Annotated in this window: 12 protein-coding genes; 3 read left to right on the top strand and 9 right to left on the bottom strand. The window is 34.2% G+C overall.

Annotated elements, in window-relative coordinates:
* Window positions 1-22: 22 nt before the first annotated feature.
* The 4 genes from CXF67_RS15000 to CXF67_RS14985 all read right to left on the bottom strand — a co-directional run bounded on the left by CXF67_RS15000 (window position 23) and on the right by CXF67_RS14985 (window position 7,418).
* Window positions 23-2,422 (bottom strand): ABC transporter permease, encoded by a 2,400-nt coding sequence (locus tag CXF67_RS15000; protein WP_102089482.1) that lies wholly within the window; start codon window positions 2,420-2,422, stop codon window positions 23-25.
* 149 nt (window positions 2,423-2,571) lie between these two features.
* Entirely contained in the window at window positions 2,572-4,956 is a 2,385-nt protein-coding gene (locus tag CXF67_RS14995; RefSeq protein WP_102089481.1) for an ABC transporter permease, read from the bottom strand.
* A 163-nt stretch (window positions 4,957-5,119) separates the two neighbouring features.
* Window positions 5,120-5,797 carry an ABC transporter ATP-binding protein gene (locus CXF67_RS14990; RefSeq protein WP_102089480.1) on the bottom strand — a complete coding sequence of 226 codons (678 nt, stop codon included), beginning with the start codon at window positions 5,795-5,797 and terminating at the stop codon, window positions 5,120-5,122.
* Between the two features lie 370 nt (window positions 5,798-6,167).
* A complete protein-coding gene (locus CXF67_RS14985; RefSeq protein WP_102089479.1) occupies window positions 6,168-7,418 on the bottom strand; it encodes an efflux RND transporter periplasmic adaptor subunit in 1,251 nt (416 codons plus the stop codon).
* A 206-nt stretch (window positions 7,419-7,624) separates the two neighbouring features.
* Between CXF67_RS14985 and CXF67_RS14980 the strand changes: the two genes are divergently transcribed.
* The 3 genes from CXF67_RS14980 (at window position 7,625) to CXF67_RS14970 (ending at window position 11,011) form a co-directional block, all read left to right on the top strand.
* Complete coding sequence (locus tag CXF67_RS14980; protein WP_102089478.1) at window positions 7,625-8,977, top strand: sigma-54-dependent transcriptional regulator; 1,353 nt, start codon at window positions 7,625-7,627, stop codon at window positions 8,975-8,977.
* Window positions 8,967-10,310 (top strand): sensor histidine kinase, encoded by a 1,344-nt coding sequence (locus CXF67_RS14975; RefSeq protein WP_102089477.1) that lies wholly within the window; start codon window positions 8,967-8,969, stop codon window positions 10,308-10,310. Before CXF67_RS14980 ends, CXF67_RS14975 begins: the two co-directional genes overlap by 11 nt.
* A gap of 254 nt (window positions 10,311-10,564) precedes the next feature.
* Complete coding sequence (locus CXF67_RS14970) at window positions 10,565-11,011, top strand: KTSC domain-containing protein (RefSeq protein ID WP_102089476.1); 447 nt, start codon at window positions 10,565-10,567, stop codon at window positions 11,009-11,011.
* 929 nt (window positions 11,012-11,940) lie between these two features.
* Here CXF67_RS14970 and CXF67_RS14965 read toward each other — a convergent pair.
* From CXF67_RS14965 to CXF67_RS14945, 5 genes are all read right to left on the bottom strand, one after another.
* Entirely contained in the window at window positions 11,941-12,684 is a 744-nt protein-coding gene (locus CXF67_RS14965; RefSeq protein WP_102089475.1) for an acyl-CoA desaturase, read from the bottom strand.
* A 69-nt stretch (window positions 12,685-12,753) separates the two neighbouring features.
* Entirely contained in the window at window positions 12,754-13,323 is a 570-nt protein-coding gene (locus CXF67_RS14960; RefSeq protein WP_102089474.1) for a Crp/Fnr family transcriptional regulator, read from the bottom strand.
* Window positions 13,324-13,731: 408 nt separating this feature from the next.
* Window positions 13,732-13,881, bottom strand: a complete 150-nt coding sequence (locus tag CXF67_RS19240; RefSeq protein WP_102089473.1) for a LytTR family transcriptional regulator DNA-binding domain-containing protein — start codon at window positions 13,879-13,881, stop codon at window positions 13,732-13,734.
* A 60-nt stretch (window positions 13,882-13,941) separates the two neighbouring features.
* Window positions 13,942-14,358, bottom strand: coding sequence for a LytR/AlgR family response regulator transcription factor (locus CXF67_RS14950; protein WP_180957985.1), 417 nt, complete (start codon window positions 14,356-14,358; stop codon window positions 13,942-13,944).
* The coding region (locus CXF67_RS14945) for a sensor histidine kinase (protein ID WP_145990483.1) at window positions 14,339-14,907 on the bottom strand (569 nt) is incomplete at its 5' end. The genes CXF67_RS14950 and CXF67_RS14945, both read right to left, overlap by 20 nt.

Genomic DNA, 14,907 nt, shown 5'->3' with positions numbered 1-14,907 from the left:
TCACCACTCACCACTCATCGTTTTATTCTGTTCGTAATGATTTTACAGGATTAGAGGTCGCTGCTTTGATAGCTTGAAAGCTTACAGTAATTAAAGTGATGATTAATGCGCCAAAACAGGTAATTGCAAACACATCCCAACCGACAGGTGTTCTATAGTTGAACTTTTGCAACCACTCTCCCATAATATAATAGGCCAATGGAGACGCAATCAATAAGGCAATAACGACAAGCGTAATGAAATCTTTGGAGAGTAACAACCACAGCTGGCTAATAGAGGCTCCTAATACTTTTCTAACACCGATCTCTTTTGTTCTTTGTTCAGCAACGAAGGATGCCAATCCGAAAAGACCTAGACAACTAATAAAAATAGCTAAAGCTGTAAATACGCTTGCTAAACTGGCGATACGTTCTTCAGATTTAAATTTCGCACCATATTCTTCATCTACAAACTGATAATAGAACGGGGTGTTTGGGAAATTTCTTTTAAAGACCCCTTCAATAAGTGCTAAGTTTTCGCTAGTACTTTTTTCTGGATTCAGTCTAAGGTTGTAAAAAGCTACATTATTATAACTATCAAAAATATACAAAGCTTGTTTTACAGGATTGTAAGGCGATTGTATGATCATATCTTCCACAACACCAACAATTTCCAAAGGTGGATTTGGATTTTTGATATCCGAATCTCTGATATACTTTCCGATAGGATCTATAAGTCCCATATATTTTACTGCGGTTTCATTAATCAAAACTGCATTTGAATCTGAAGCGAATTCTCTTGAAAATCCACGTCCTTCAAGAATCTTTAAACCCAATGTTTCCGTAAATTCATAAGACACTCTAGTATGTGCAAAATCTTCTTGTAAACCCGCAGGTTTATCATCCCAGGTGAAGCCAGACTGATTGGACCAGACATTGGTCATTGGCCCGCTTGTACCAGCCATCTCTGCAGCACCACCTGAAGCAATAAATTGTTCGCGCAACATATCTTGTTTTCCAACAAATTCACTACTCATTACGGGAATTTGAATTAAGCCTTCCTTATCATAACCAACTGGTCTATCCTTACTGAATTGAATCTGATTCATCACCACAAGCGTTCCAATAATTAAAGCAACAGAAACGGTAAACTGAGTCACAACTAAAACTTTTCGAGGTAACGCGGAATAGCGTCCTGCTTTAAATGTGCCTTTTAAAACTTCGACTGGGTTGAAAGACGATAAGTATAACGCCGGGTAACTACCTGCTAAAATTGACGTGATAATTACAAAGAGTAATGAAATTAACCAGAACTGACTATTTGCCCACGGAAAAGCGATCGATTTACTAGCCAGATGATTAAATCCATTTAAGAATAATAAGACCAGACCAAGTGCACCAATAAACGATAGTAAAACAATTAAAAAGGATTCACTTAGAAACTGTAAAACAAGCTGACTCCGTTGAGAACCAATCGATTTTCTGATGCCAACTTCAGTTGCTCGTTTTTCTGAACGTGCTGTACTTAAATTCACAAAGTTGATACACGCTAATAGCAAAATAAATACACCTATAACTCCAAATAACCAGACGTTTTCTATGCGCCCTCCACTTTGAATTCCATTTTCAAAATCACTTCTTAAATGCCACTCTTCCATTGGAAATAAAAATAATTGTGGGTTATATTGAACCAACTCAGGATCTGCATCTTTCTTAATATCACTAATTTTTGAGGTTACAACATCCATAGATGTGTTTTCATTAATTTGAACAAAAAGTTGAAATGAATTATTCCCCCAATTATCTTTGGACCATTTTAACCATTCTTGTGTGGTTACATAATGTTTCCAAGGGATGATATACTTCATTTCGCTAAATGAATTATTTGCTGGAATATCTCTGTAAATGGCAGTGACCATTAAGTCGTCTTCGCTGTTAACTTTTATGATTTTTCCTAGTGCAGTTTTATTTCCAAATAAAGTATTGGCTGCAGATTCAGCTAGCATGATTGAATTTTTCTCTTTTAGACCATTTTTAAGACCTGCAATAATATCTAAACCCAGCATGTCTGGCGCAGCTTCTTGCATGGCATTTCCAGATTTGTAAATGTTGGTTTCTCCAAATTTCAGGTACCGTGATTGCTCCCAAGATGCCATAACAATATGCTTAAAATTAGCATTGTAATTTTCACGTAGGGCAAATTCTAAGGGTCTTGGAATTGAAGGGCCAGTGCTAATATTATCATTAGTCGTTTGACTTTGATAAATCTGGGCAATACTGTCCTTATTTTCATAATGGTTATTAAAATTAAGCTCATCTGCAATCCATAGGCCAATTAAGATGGTCGCTGCCATGCCTATGGCTAAACCAGAAATATTGATAAAGGAATACACCTTATTTTTAATAAGATTTCTAAAGGCTATTTTAAAATAATTTTTAAACATCTTTTTTGGTTATTATTCGTTAGTTGCTTGTTAATTGCTGTACCATTTAAAAAATATATCTGGCAAACCTAACCATCGTCAGGGTCGCAAAGGTTTTTATATATTCTTTCTTCACTCACCACTAATCACTACCCTTTAGAAACTACTCATTAATCTGTTTTTAAACTCTTGGTTGGATTCGCTATCGCTGATTTCACAGCTTGGAGGCCTACCGTAAAGGATGTAATGAGCAAGGCCATTAGCCCACCTATTGCGAACATCCACCATTGAATAGTAATGCTATGAGCAAAACCAGATAACCACGCGTTCATTACATACCAAGCTATAGGAATAGCTAAAATTGCCGCTATGCCTACAAGAAGGATGTAATCTTTAGAAAGTAAGATGATAATCTTTAACACTCCAGAACCTAAAACTTTTCTAATGCCTATTTCTTTCACACGTCTTTTGGCCATAAAAGAAATCAATCCAAACATGCCTAAACACGAAATAAAGATGGTTAAGAGTGCTACTACATTTACGGTTTTCAACATGCCTTCAATTAAGCGGTATTGCGCACTGACTTTATCAGTTAAAAATTCTTGTTCATAGGTTCTTCGAGATTCAATAGTGCCAAATCCGTTTACGATAAGTTCTTCTACTGTCTTTTCATGTCCGACCTCTACCTTTACGGAAAGAAAGTGAGGGTAGGCTAAATCCTTTTTATCACGATAAAAATGGACTAGGGGTTCTACTGCATTTTGCATATCTTGAAAGTGAAAATCTTCCATAACTCCCACAATTGGATAACTAGATGAGGTGCTTCCTTTTGCTTTCAATTGTTTGCCTTCAATAGCATCCCATCCTAAAGCTTTCATTGCTGTTCTATTAATCAGTACTGGGTAATCATCAGCTTGATCTAGGTTTTTATCAAAATCTCGTCCCATTACCAATGGAATTTCGAAGGTCTTGAGGTAGTCTTGATCTGATCTTGCGTAACGCATTCTAACTTCATTATCTGTTTCAGGATCATACAACTGCGTGTAATTAAAATTATAATCGGAAGGAATGCCATCGCTTACCGAAACATTTTTTACATAAGAATTGGCTTCGAGTTTGTCTAATAAGGCATTAAAATTTGACGAAGCGGTTTCTTCATTTTTGAACTCTAGATTGATGTTACCTACTAGAACATTCTCCCTGCTAAAACCCAAAGGAGCATTTTTCATAAAACCAATTTGACTATTCAAGATAATAGCGATACAGATAAATAGAATCGCAATACTAAATTGCAGAACTATAAAAGAATTTCGAACAAGAAAATTACTTTTAATAGCATTTATCTTTCCCTTAATTCCTTTTGAAATAGGTATGTAGATAAACCGTAAAGTGGGAAGTATGCCTACTATTAAAGTTACTAGAAGCCCCAATGCCATAACAAATAAAATCACGGGATAATCTTTTTCTATTGAAAAGGAAATCTTACCAAAGTCGGCACCATAAATTGAATTTAATTTAGGCAATAAAAAGCCTAGAAAAAGAAGTGCTGAAATGGAGATAGATGCAAAGACCAATATGCCATTCTCCATGCAAAACTGAATGATAATATCTTTTTTACTACCCCCTAATATTTTCCGTACCGCTATATCTTTAGTCCGGCGATACATTGTTGATGCATTTAGATTGAGAAGGTTAATCAGAACAATGAGTAATATAAAAACCGATGCGGCTATACACCCATTAATAATAGTTTCTACCACAGGAATACTTTCTATTCTAATGTCTGCAAAAGGCAAAGCTTTTATGGCTGCAATTATAGTTGGATCGGAATAGTTTTTTTGAACCAAGTCTTCCACACGGCTTTCAAAGGCTCCAATATCTGTATTTGGTCTTAATTTTAAATAATTCATACTAAAGCTATCTCCCCAATCCGAACGGGCCTTAAAACTGGGATAACTTTCTAAAAGTTGAGCAGGCATCACCACACCTATCCGAAAAGCAGAATACGGACTAATAGGTTCTAAAACTCCGGTAATTGTGAGATTTAAGCTGTCATTTGCTTTTAGGATTTCTCCAACAGGATTGGTTTTTCCAAATATTTTCTCACTCACTTTATGGGTAAGGACAACAGAATACTTTTTATCTAAAGCTGTTTTGCGATTACCATGTTTTAAGGCTAAAGAGAAAACATCAAAAAACGCTGGCTCCACATAATTAGTTTGTTCTTGAAATTCCAATTCACCATATTCCAGCCAAAGTTCGCTCCAGTTCTGTAAGTGAGAACCTGCGACTACTTCTGGGGAAGATTTAATGATTTCATTTAGGAGTAGATATGGAGTTTCTGTGTACGAATCTCCACCTGTAGTATATGTTTTTAAAAAAAAGATATTCTCTTGGTCCTCAATATTAGCATCCGCATCATAATACGCATATACAGAAAAAATAAGAGTTAATACACTACCAATCCCTATACTTAAACCCAACAGGTTAAGTGTAGAAAGCAATTTGTTTTTCCACAGATTTCGAAAAGATATTTTAAGGTGATTTTTAAGCATAATTTCTAAGGATTACTGTTCGCTTTGTACTGAACTTGTTTAACTCCGTTGCATCCTCGAATTCAGCATCTGATTAATTTGGCTTCAATACTTCAGTACAGTTGGTTAATTGATTGATTTCATACTGAAGTGTTTTCCGCCTGATTGATTGATGAAAGTCGATTTATGCCAATATATTCTCCGTCACTTTCTGTCCGTCTAGCATTCTAATGATGCGGTGACTGTATTTAGCATCATGTTCACTGTGTGTTACCATAATAATGGTCGTGCCAGCTTCGTTGAGGTCTATCAGTAAATCCATCACTTCGTTCCCATTGGTGCTATCTAAGTTACCTGTAGGTTCATCTGCCAAAATTAATTTCGGTTTATTGACTACAGCTCGGGCCACAGCAACACGTTGTTGTTGACCTCCAGATAATTGCTGTGGAAAGTGATTGCGACGGTGCATAATTCCCATTTTTTCTAGAACTGCTTCCACTTGTTTTTTGCGTTCAGCTGTTTTTACACCGGTATAAATTAAGGGCAATTCCACATTTTCAAAAACCGTAAGTTCATCGATGAGGTTAAAACTCTGAAACACAAAACCGATATTGTGCTTACGCAGTTCCGAGCGCTTCCTCTCATTGTAACCGGCTACTTCCACACCATTAAATAAAAAGCTTCCGCTATTGGGATCATCTAATAGTCCAAGAATGTTTAGTAATGTTGATTTACCGCAACCAGAAGGTCCCATAATGGCTACAAATTCACCTTCTTTCACTCCAAAAGACAATTTGTTTAGAGCTATTGTTTGCACTTCTTCTGTTTTATAATACTTTTCTAAATCTTTAATTTGTATCATTTACTTCTTTTTTTATGATCCCAGCGAAAGCAGGAATCTGTTAATTTTTATTATAATTAGTATTCAATTTTGCATTTACCTTATTCTGTAATTGTATTTTTCTCACCACTCACCACTCACCACTCACCACTCACCACTCACCACTCACCACTCACCACTCACCACTCACCAATCACCAATCACCACTTACCACTCATTTCAATATTCTAACTTCTGTATTCAATATTTGATTTTCTCACCGCTCACCACTCATTTCAATATTCTAACTTCTGTATTCAATATTTGATTTTCTCACCGCTCACCACTCATTTCTTTATTCCAACTTCTGTATTCGATATTCTCATCTCTATTTTCTCACTTCTAAAAAACTTTATTTCAAAATCAACTCCTCTGTATCTCCAAAGGAATCATAACTTGAAGTCACCACTTTATCTCCAGGATTTAAACCTTCAAGTACCTCGTAATATTCGGTGTTCTGGCTTCCTAGTCTAATATTAACTTTGTAAGCAGTAGAACCTTCTTCACTAATTTTAAAAATCCAATTGCCTCCTGTTTTTTGAAAGAATCCGCCTTTAGAAACGAGTAAAGCTTCTTTCTCCGCGCTCAATGCTACCCGAATCTGTAGATTCTGTCCTCTTCTAATGCCTTTTGGTACATCTCCTTCAAACTTCATATCGACCTGAAAACGACCATTGGTAACCTGAGTAAAAACTTTTTTAATGGTTAACGTGTAGTTCTTATTATTCAATGTGAATGTTCCGGTTTGGCCATTGTAAATCCTAGAGATATAATGTTCATCTATATCCACTCTTACTTTGTATCCACTGGTTACATCTACTTGTCCAAGCCGAGTGCCTTTAGTTATAGATTGGCCTATTTCTGCATCAAGCGATGTCAACTGACCATCAATAGGGGCACGCACCACCAAATCACCTACTTTTTTGCGCATTAATTCTAACGCACTTTGTGTTCTGATATAAGAGTTTTTTGCTTGGTTGTTTTCGAGTTGCGTAGAAATTGTATCCTCAGATAAAACACGCTTAGCCAGTTTCATACGTTCTTTTTGGTATTCAAAATTATTGTGAGACGATTCGTAATCCATTCTACCAATAGCACCATTATCGTATAAGCGTTTGTTTAAATTATAGACGCGTTTTGCTTCAATTAAACTGTTTTCTACATCCGTAAATTGATTTTGTCTATTAATGGTGTTTTGACGCGCTGCATTCTGAGAAATCTGCATCTGTGTTAATAAATTATAAACCGATGTTTCTTGATTGATCAAGCTCAACTCCAAATCGGTATTAGATAATCTTAAGATGGGTTGCCCTTGTTCTAAAATCGCGCCGTCTTCTACAAACTTCTCTTCTACACGTCCACCTTCTAAAGCATCTAAATAAATAGTTGTAATGGGCAAGACAATACCATTAACAGGAATGTTTTCTTGAAAAATAGCTTTATTCACTGTATGAATAGAAATCCGTTCTGTCTCTACATTTAATTTGGAACCTCCAGAAGTTTGAAGAATCACATATAGTATTAAAGCGATGATGGCCAAAACACCAACTATAAGCCCGAGCTTTTGGATTGAAAATTTTTTCTTTTTAAGAGGTACGTCCATTTTTTAATTTTTAATTCAATTATATAAGTAGTGAAGATGATGCCAAAGCTGTAAAGTACTGTATATCAGTATTTAAAATTTTAAGCGAAACTAAATATGTTCGATTTTGATACAGGTTATGTCCGAAAACGAACACTATCAAATCCTATTGGACTTTTAGTTTTTGAAGTTTAATTAGCTAGATATAAATTCGTAATATTGTCATAATGGTTTTAAAAAATGCAAAAATACTAGTCATAGACGATGATGCCGATGTGCTTATGGCTATGCGATTGCTTCTAAAGCCTTTCGTAAAAGAGGTGGTTATCGAAAAGAACCCTAATAATATTTTATCTCAAATTGATAAAGTCAGTTATGATATTATCATATTGGACATGAATTTTAATGGGTTAGTAAATACGGGTAATGAAGGTGTTTTTTGGCTGAATGAGATCAGAAAACAAAAACCTGAAACGTCTGTTATTTTAATGACGGCCTATGCTGAAATTGATTTAGCCATAAGAGGATTAAAGGAGGGAGCTGCAGACTTTTTAATGAAGCCTTGGAAGAATGAAAAGATCATAGAGACTATAACTACAATTCTTAATCATAAGAAATCTAAAAGCACTCAAAAGAGTCAACTTAAATCAAGCACTGTAGAAATTATTGGTGATAGCATCCTTATGAAGGACGTCTATGTCAAATTAAGAAAAGTAGCTCCAACAGATGCCAATGTATTAGTCCTTGGAGAAAATGGTACGGGTAAAGATTTAATTACTAGAGCTTTGCACGATCATTCTCACAGACGAGACAACGCTTTTATTAAAGTTGATGTAGGTGCCTTAACTGCATCTCTTTTTGAAAGTGAATTATTTGGTTACAAAAAAGGAGCGTTTACAGACGCCAGAGAAGATAGAAAAGGTCGCTTTGAAGCAGCTAACGGCGGCACTTTATTTTTAGATGAAATAGGAAATATCAGTTTAAGTCAGCAAGCAAAGCTTTTAACAGTGCTTCAAAATAGACAGGTTACTCCTTTAGGATCAAATGAATCCATTCCCTTGGATATCAGATTGATTTGTGCTACCAATAGTGATCCAAAATTACTAGCTGACGAAAGCAAGTTCAGAAAGGATTTAATTTATAGAATCAATACGGTTGATATTGTAGTTCCACCATTACGAGATCGAGGTACAGATATAATGGAATTGTCGCGCTATTTTATTTCCATATATGCTGAAAAATACAATAAGAATCCATTTTCTTTTGATGCTGGATTTATTACAAAATTAAAAAAACACGACTTTCCTGGGAATGTAAGGGAGCTTCAATATGTTTTAGAGCGTGCTATTATTATGACTGATGGAAATATTTTAAAAGCGGAAGATTTGGTGTTTTCATCTATAGAGCGACCAACAACCACACCTAGTCTAGAAAGTAAAAGCTTAAACCTAGACGATTTGGAAAAAAATGCTATTCTAACCGTATTAGAGAAACACAAAGGAAATGTTTCTAAATCTGCTAAAGAACTTGGCATTACCAGAGCAGCCTTATACAGACGACTAGAGAAATATGAACTATAACGGTTACATTTTAAAACTATTTTTTAGAATCTTTCTTTTGGTTTGTACCATACTCGCCTTTGGGTATAGCATCTACATAGATAAAACGGCTTATAGTATTTTGATAAGCATCGGTTTATTTTATTTAATTATTAATACGTACACCTTCGTAAAACGCCGTTTTGTAGCCATGGACGATTTTTTTGAAGCTGTTAAATATCGTGACTTTTCTAGATGGTTTCCTGAGGATAGAGGACCAAAAGACATTCGGTTTTTATATACGGGGTTCAATGAAATTAATAGAACCATTAAAGAAATTAATTCTCAAAATCAAGCACAATACGTCTATCTACAAAAGATTTTAGAAATGGTAGATATTGGTATTATCGCTTATAATCTTGAATCTGGTGATGTGCTTTGGAGCAACGATTCCTTTGGCGAAATATTAGACATGCCCTCTTTTAAAAATATTCGGTTTGTTGAAAACAGAAAACCAGAATTGTTTACTACTATTTTTGAAACTTATCACAGAGAACCTGATTCACTTTCCATAGCCTTACAAAATGATAGTATAAAAATTTTAATTTCTGATACTGTTTTTCAAGTGGAAGCTGATGCATTTAAACTCATCGTAATTCAGAATATCGACGATACTTTAAATAAAAATGAGTCGGAATCGTGGAAAAAATTATTGAGTGTAATGACGCACGAAATTATGAATTCCATTACACCAATTTCATCATTAGCAGACACCTTACAAATGAACTTAAAAGTTGCTATTGAAAAACCCAAAGAATCGCATTTAGAATTGGAGGATCTTAGTGCTGGCATAAAAACTATTAAAAATCGAAGTGAAGGCCTTTTAAAATTTGCAAAAACCTACCGCAGTCTTAGCAAAGTAACTCACCTTAATTTGCAAAGGACTAGAGTTTCGGATTTGTTTGATAATATTCAATTACTTATGCAGCCTTCTATACAAGCTAAGCATATTGCAATAGAATTCAAGATCACATCTTCAAAATTAGAATTGGATATAGATGCGCATCTTATTGAACAAGTTTTAATTAACTTGATCTTGAATGCTGTTGACGCTTGCAAAAATAAAGACGATGCAAAGATTAAAGTATCTGCATCTCAAAACACGAATAGAGCAATTGTTCTAAAAGTTATTGATAATGGCTCTGGAATTCCAAAAGATATTTTAGAAAATATTTTTATACCTTTCTTTACTAGTAAAGCTACAGGAAGCGGAATTGGCTTAAGCCTCTGTAAGCAAATCATGCTGCTACACAAAGGTAGAATAATTGTAAAAAGTATAGAAGGGGAAGGTTCTGTCTTTAGTTTGGTCTTTTAAATAATAAATCAGAATTTTTTTGGCTTTTAAAGCCAAATGGATTGTCTAAAATTTTATAAAAATCAAAACCAAAGTGTATTTCAAATTTCTGAATTTTAAATTCTGGAGTAGTGAGAATAGGCAAGTGGTGTTGAATAAGTAAAAAGCAAAATCACCATCAAATCACTGTTTTAAATACTTCTAATATTACTTGAAACTTGATGTAATTCATACGCTATTAACTCGTAATTTTGCAGACTTAAATAAGATGAGTAATGAAGCGTATAAGTGAGTATAAGAAGCTCTTTGGAGTTGAGACTAAGATTGAATTAAAGTCTTTAAAAAAGGCATATCGCAATTTGGTAAAAGAATGGCATCCAGATAAATTTCAAGACGGAGATGCTTTACAAGAGGAAGCTGAGATCCAAAGTCGGAAAATTATTGATGGTTATCATTTCTTAGTCAGTATTGCCCCTGAAACTATTGAGGCCAATGCAGATCAATACACCCAAACTGTCAACACAGGTATTGCCGACTTTCAGCATAAGAGCATGGTGTTAGAAATCACGTTTATGGATGGTACCACTTACGAGTATTTTGGTGTGACTAAACCGATCTATATTAAAATGGTAAATAGCAATAAAGTTAACCGTTTTGCTAAACGCTCCATTTATCCTAATTACACTTTCAGAATGTCTAAACGCGAGCAAGAAGCTGTTTAGACGACTAACTAGCCTTACATAGATTGCACTGAGCTTACTTGACGAGCTCAAACTGAGTAGTGTTGAAGTTAGGAAAGTAAGCCCCATATTTTTAGTTTATTAATTCAACTGAGTTTGCCCTAGATATACTTAAAGTATCTAGGGCTTTTTTTTTAAAAAAATTAAGTCATTTCTTATAAAGTTACTTGACGAGAATTTTTTGATTATTTTTCTATTTCGTATTTTCTATTTGTTTATCATTAAATTGGTACACTAATACCAATTTAAACCTATAATGTCGCAATAAATCATTTCTTTTTCGCCTGCTTTTTATTAAAAATAATTACCGTAACTAAGGCTATGCTAATTATTTTAATCCATAAAAAAACTTGAGCTGAGCTACGTCCTAGTATAATTTAATTAATACGACATTATAAATTTAATTTGGTATAACAAAGCTCACTGGTATAGAATTTTTATCTAAATATGAGCTTGAAGATTTTGCTATGGAAGTGATAATTTCAAAAGAAGCAAAACTTGTACTTGTTTATAATGAATTTGCTCGGGGTTTTTTAGTATTTTTTGAAATTATCTTTTTTAGAAACGCGGCATCTTAAAGTGAAAAGCAGACCAGGCCCAGGAAACATCATGATAATGGTGTACGTTGTACAACAACAACTTTCTTGCGAAGAATTCCTTATTGTTCCTTTATTTGGGGTGTGGCTTAAATGAGGACTAAAGGCATAATAATTTGGTAAATCGAGACAACATCAATAATGCATTAAAGTTAATGGACCAGAAGCATAGACTATTGATTTCTTTGACTCCAAATTAAACTACACAATTTAGGTTGAAAAGTTACATAACCCGTTAATATGTCTTTATTTTAACCAAAAAACCTACACTCAGTATTGCTGAAGTGTAGGAGGGAGGCTTTAGTTTTTGATTATTTATGAAGTCCTCACAGGCATGGGTTTCAGTTTAATAAACCCTAATGTATCTAAGACTCTTATGATCAAATAAGTCATATCAATTTCATGCCATTTCACACCAAAATTGGGACTACTTGAGTGTTTATGGTGATTGTTATGATAGCCTTCGCCCATCATTAGAAAATCAAATGGGAAGAGATTTTTACTCGTATTTTTAACTTTGTAATTCACATACCCAAAAATATGACCAAACCAGTTGATTATGACTCCATGAATAGGTGCCATTGCAAGGGTAACAGGCAATAATAACCATTCCCACCAAGTGGTGGCGAAAAATGAGAAAAACAAAATATAAGCAGACACCCATAATATACGAGAGATTCTAGAACTTGCAAAAAGATCGAATTCTTTCCATTGGGGAACATTTTTTGTAAATTTTTGATCCACTTCAACACGCTGTTGATTGATGTCTTGATAAATCGTTTTTGTTTTCCACATCATAGCAAATAAATTCGCATCATGAGATGGGGAGTGGGGGTCTTTTTCAGTATCGGTGTAAGCGTGGTGCATGCGGTGCATAATACCATAACCATAAGCACTTAAGTAACTTGGACCTTGAAAAATCCAAGTCAGCACAAAGGTGATGCGTTCCATTGTTTTTGACATCGTAAAGACTTGGTGTGCTGCGTAACGGTGTAAAAAGAAGGATTGAAAAAAGAGACCTCCATACCATAGTGTAGCAACTAATAAAACTATCAACATAACTTTTTTTTTACAAATATACCTTGATGTAAACTGGGAAACAATGAACCTAAATCAATAAAACCAGGCTTACAAACGTTTTCTAATTCTGCTTAAAGCCTGTGAAGTCACCCCGATATAAGAGCTGATATATTTTAAGGGAATTTCTTTTAAAAGTTTTGGACGTTCCTTAAATAGATTTAAATAGCGTTCTTCTGCAGTGAGATTTAGTAAGTTCTGTTCGCGTTTGGATTTTATCAAATAAAGGCGTTCAGCCGTTAATCTTCCAATCAAATTACCTAATTGCGTTTTTTTGTAAACCAACTGTAAGTCTGCATACGTAATACTCAACATCTTTGTTCCTGTCAGGGCTTGTAATTGATAAGCTGAAGGAGTTCGGGTTAAGAAAGAATCGTAAGCACTCACAAACTCATCTTTAAAACTAAAACCAAAAGTGATCTCTTTATCTGGGTCTTCCTTAGGAATGTACAAACGCACAGCACCGGATTCTATAAATGAAATGTGGTTTTCTATATCTCCTGCTTTTAAAAAAACGGATTTCTTAGGGAAAACACGGGGTTGTAATTTTGACGTAAAGAAGTCCCAATCTAAGTCGGATATGGGAACTATTTTATCCAAGAATGCTTTGATTTGTTTCAACTTTTTTATTTAAATAAGTTAACACGCAAATGTAAAAATTATGGGCGTATCAAATAAGGGGAGTCGTTAATTTACTTATTCGTTAATACTTGTCTATCTAAAATTGTAACCAGTCAATTAGTTTTATTTATTAAAATTTTAGCCATATGTCACACAAAGCGCACAAAGAAAAAAATGGAAAGAAGCGCAAAGTGATAACTCCTAATTTATACTTTTAAACGTTTACAAATGACATAGCATTCTTTGTGTAAAACTTATAAATTAATGCAATTATTTGTGCAAACTGAATACTATAGAAAACGAGAGGGCAACAGAAAAGATTGAATATTATTGAACGTATTGCTCGATCTTCATCAATTCTTTAAAAGACTTTCGATAGGATTGACTAATAGGAACTTTTACATTAGCTCATTCAATCAGATTTCCACTCACAGAACGAATTTTAGATACCGACACAATATAAGATTTATGTACTCGCAAAAAATCATTGAATGGAAGTAACTTTTCAATAGAAGACAAGCGCTCCAAGGTTAAGATTATTTTCCCTTGATAGTGAATCTTACACTACTGCCCATAACCTTCCACATAATCAACATAATCAACATCATCAAACCTCAATTAATGATGTTTTTTGTCAGCTTTAATAAAAAATGTGTTTGCTTTTTCCTCTTCTTTTTTCTTTGTGAGCTGTTTCTTTTTTACGCGCTGTATCGCACTATAGAATCGATCCAAACTGTAGGGTTTTAAAAAGTAGTCGGCAACATTTAGTTCGTAGCTTTCTAGGTCATATTCATCATAGGCAGAAGAAATAATCACTTCTGGCTTATTGTTCAACAACTTGAGCATAGAAATCCCCGTGATTTTTAGTGTTTTGATATCTAGAAAAATTAGGTCGGTAGTATTTTTTTTCAGCCACTTCATTGCATCAATGGCCTTATAAGATTGGTGAGCCAGTTCCAAAAAATCAAATGCCCTTGCATAATTAATAATTACATCCTGTGATGGGAGTTCATCATCAACTATGAGATACTTCATCTGTTTTGTCAATTGTGAGTGAAACATCAACTATGCCATTTTCATCTTTAATAGTTAAACTATGGGCATCAGTATAAGCTAAATTCAGTCTTCGTTTTAAATTTATTAATCCTTTTCCTTCTTTTTTTTGTTCATTATTTCCATATTGATTTTTCACATGAAATTGAAGTTCACCTTTTTGAAGCTGTATTGAACAATGAATATAACCTCCTTTAATCATGGATTCTACGCCATGTTTAAAAGCATTTTCAAGCAAATTGATGAAAAGTAAAGAAAGTACTGGATAAGAGAGTTCGTCTATTTTAGATTCAAAATGAATTTCTGTTTTGTTGCTTAAGCGTATTTTTCGAATTTCAAAATAGTTCTCCAAATAGTCCATCTCTTCTTGTATGTTTACATAGGGTTTACTTGCATCATAAATGACATATCGCATTAATTCAGAGAGTTTTAGTATTGCCTTAGGCGCATTTTCAGAATTACTAAGACTAAGGGAATACATAGTATTCAGCGTATTGAAAAAAAGTGTGGATTGATCTGATTTTTTAAACT

The sequence above is a fragment of the Psychroflexus sp. MES1-P1E genome (assembly GCF_002836055.1).
In the GTDB taxonomy this organism is placed as follows: domain Bacteria; phylum Bacteroidota; class Bacteroidia; order Flavobacteriales; family Flavobacteriaceae; genus Psychroflexus.
Note: the sequence above shows the minus strand (reverse complement) of the source record. Positions and strands in the feature narration are given on the sequence as shown.

What these genes read in the sequence shown, in the direction of transcription:
- CXF67_RS15000 (WP_102089482.1), bottom strand. Translation starts at nt 2,422, where the DNA reads ATGTTTAAAAATTATTTTAAAATAGCCTTTAGAAATCTTATTAAAAAT.
- CXF67_RS14995 (WP_102089481.1), bottom strand. Translation starts at nt 4,956, where the DNA reads ATGCTTAAAAATCACCTTAAAATATCTTTTCGAAATCTGTGGAAAAAC.
- CXF67_RS14990 (WP_102089480.1), bottom strand. Translation starts at nt 5,797, where the DNA reads ATGATACAAATTAAAGATTTAGAAAAGTATTATAAAACAGAAGAAGTG.
- CXF67_RS14985 (WP_102089479.1), bottom strand. Translation starts at nt 7,418, where the DNA reads ATGGACGTACCTCTTAAAAAGAAAAAATTTTCAATCCAAAAGCTCGGG.
- CXF67_RS14980 (WP_102089478.1), top strand. Translation starts at nt 7,625, where the DNA reads ATGGTTTTAAAAAATGCAAAAATACTAGTCATAGACGATGATGCCGAT.
- CXF67_RS14975 (WP_102089477.1), top strand. Translation starts at nt 8,967, where the DNA reads ATGAACTATAACGGTTACATTTTAAAACTATTTTTTAGAATCTTTCTT.
- CXF67_RS14970 (WP_102089476.1), top strand. Translation starts at nt 10,565, where the DNA reads ATGAAGCGTATAAGTGAGTATAAGAAGCTCTTTGGAGTTGAGACTAAG.
- CXF67_RS14965 (WP_102089475.1), bottom strand. Translation starts at nt 12,684, where the DNA reads ATGTTGATAGTTTTATTAGTTGCTACACTATGGTATGGAGGTCTCTTT.
- CXF67_RS14950 (WP_180957985.1), bottom strand. Translation starts at nt 14,358, where the DNA reads ATGAAGTATCTCATAGTTGATGATGAACTCCCATCACAGGATGTAATT.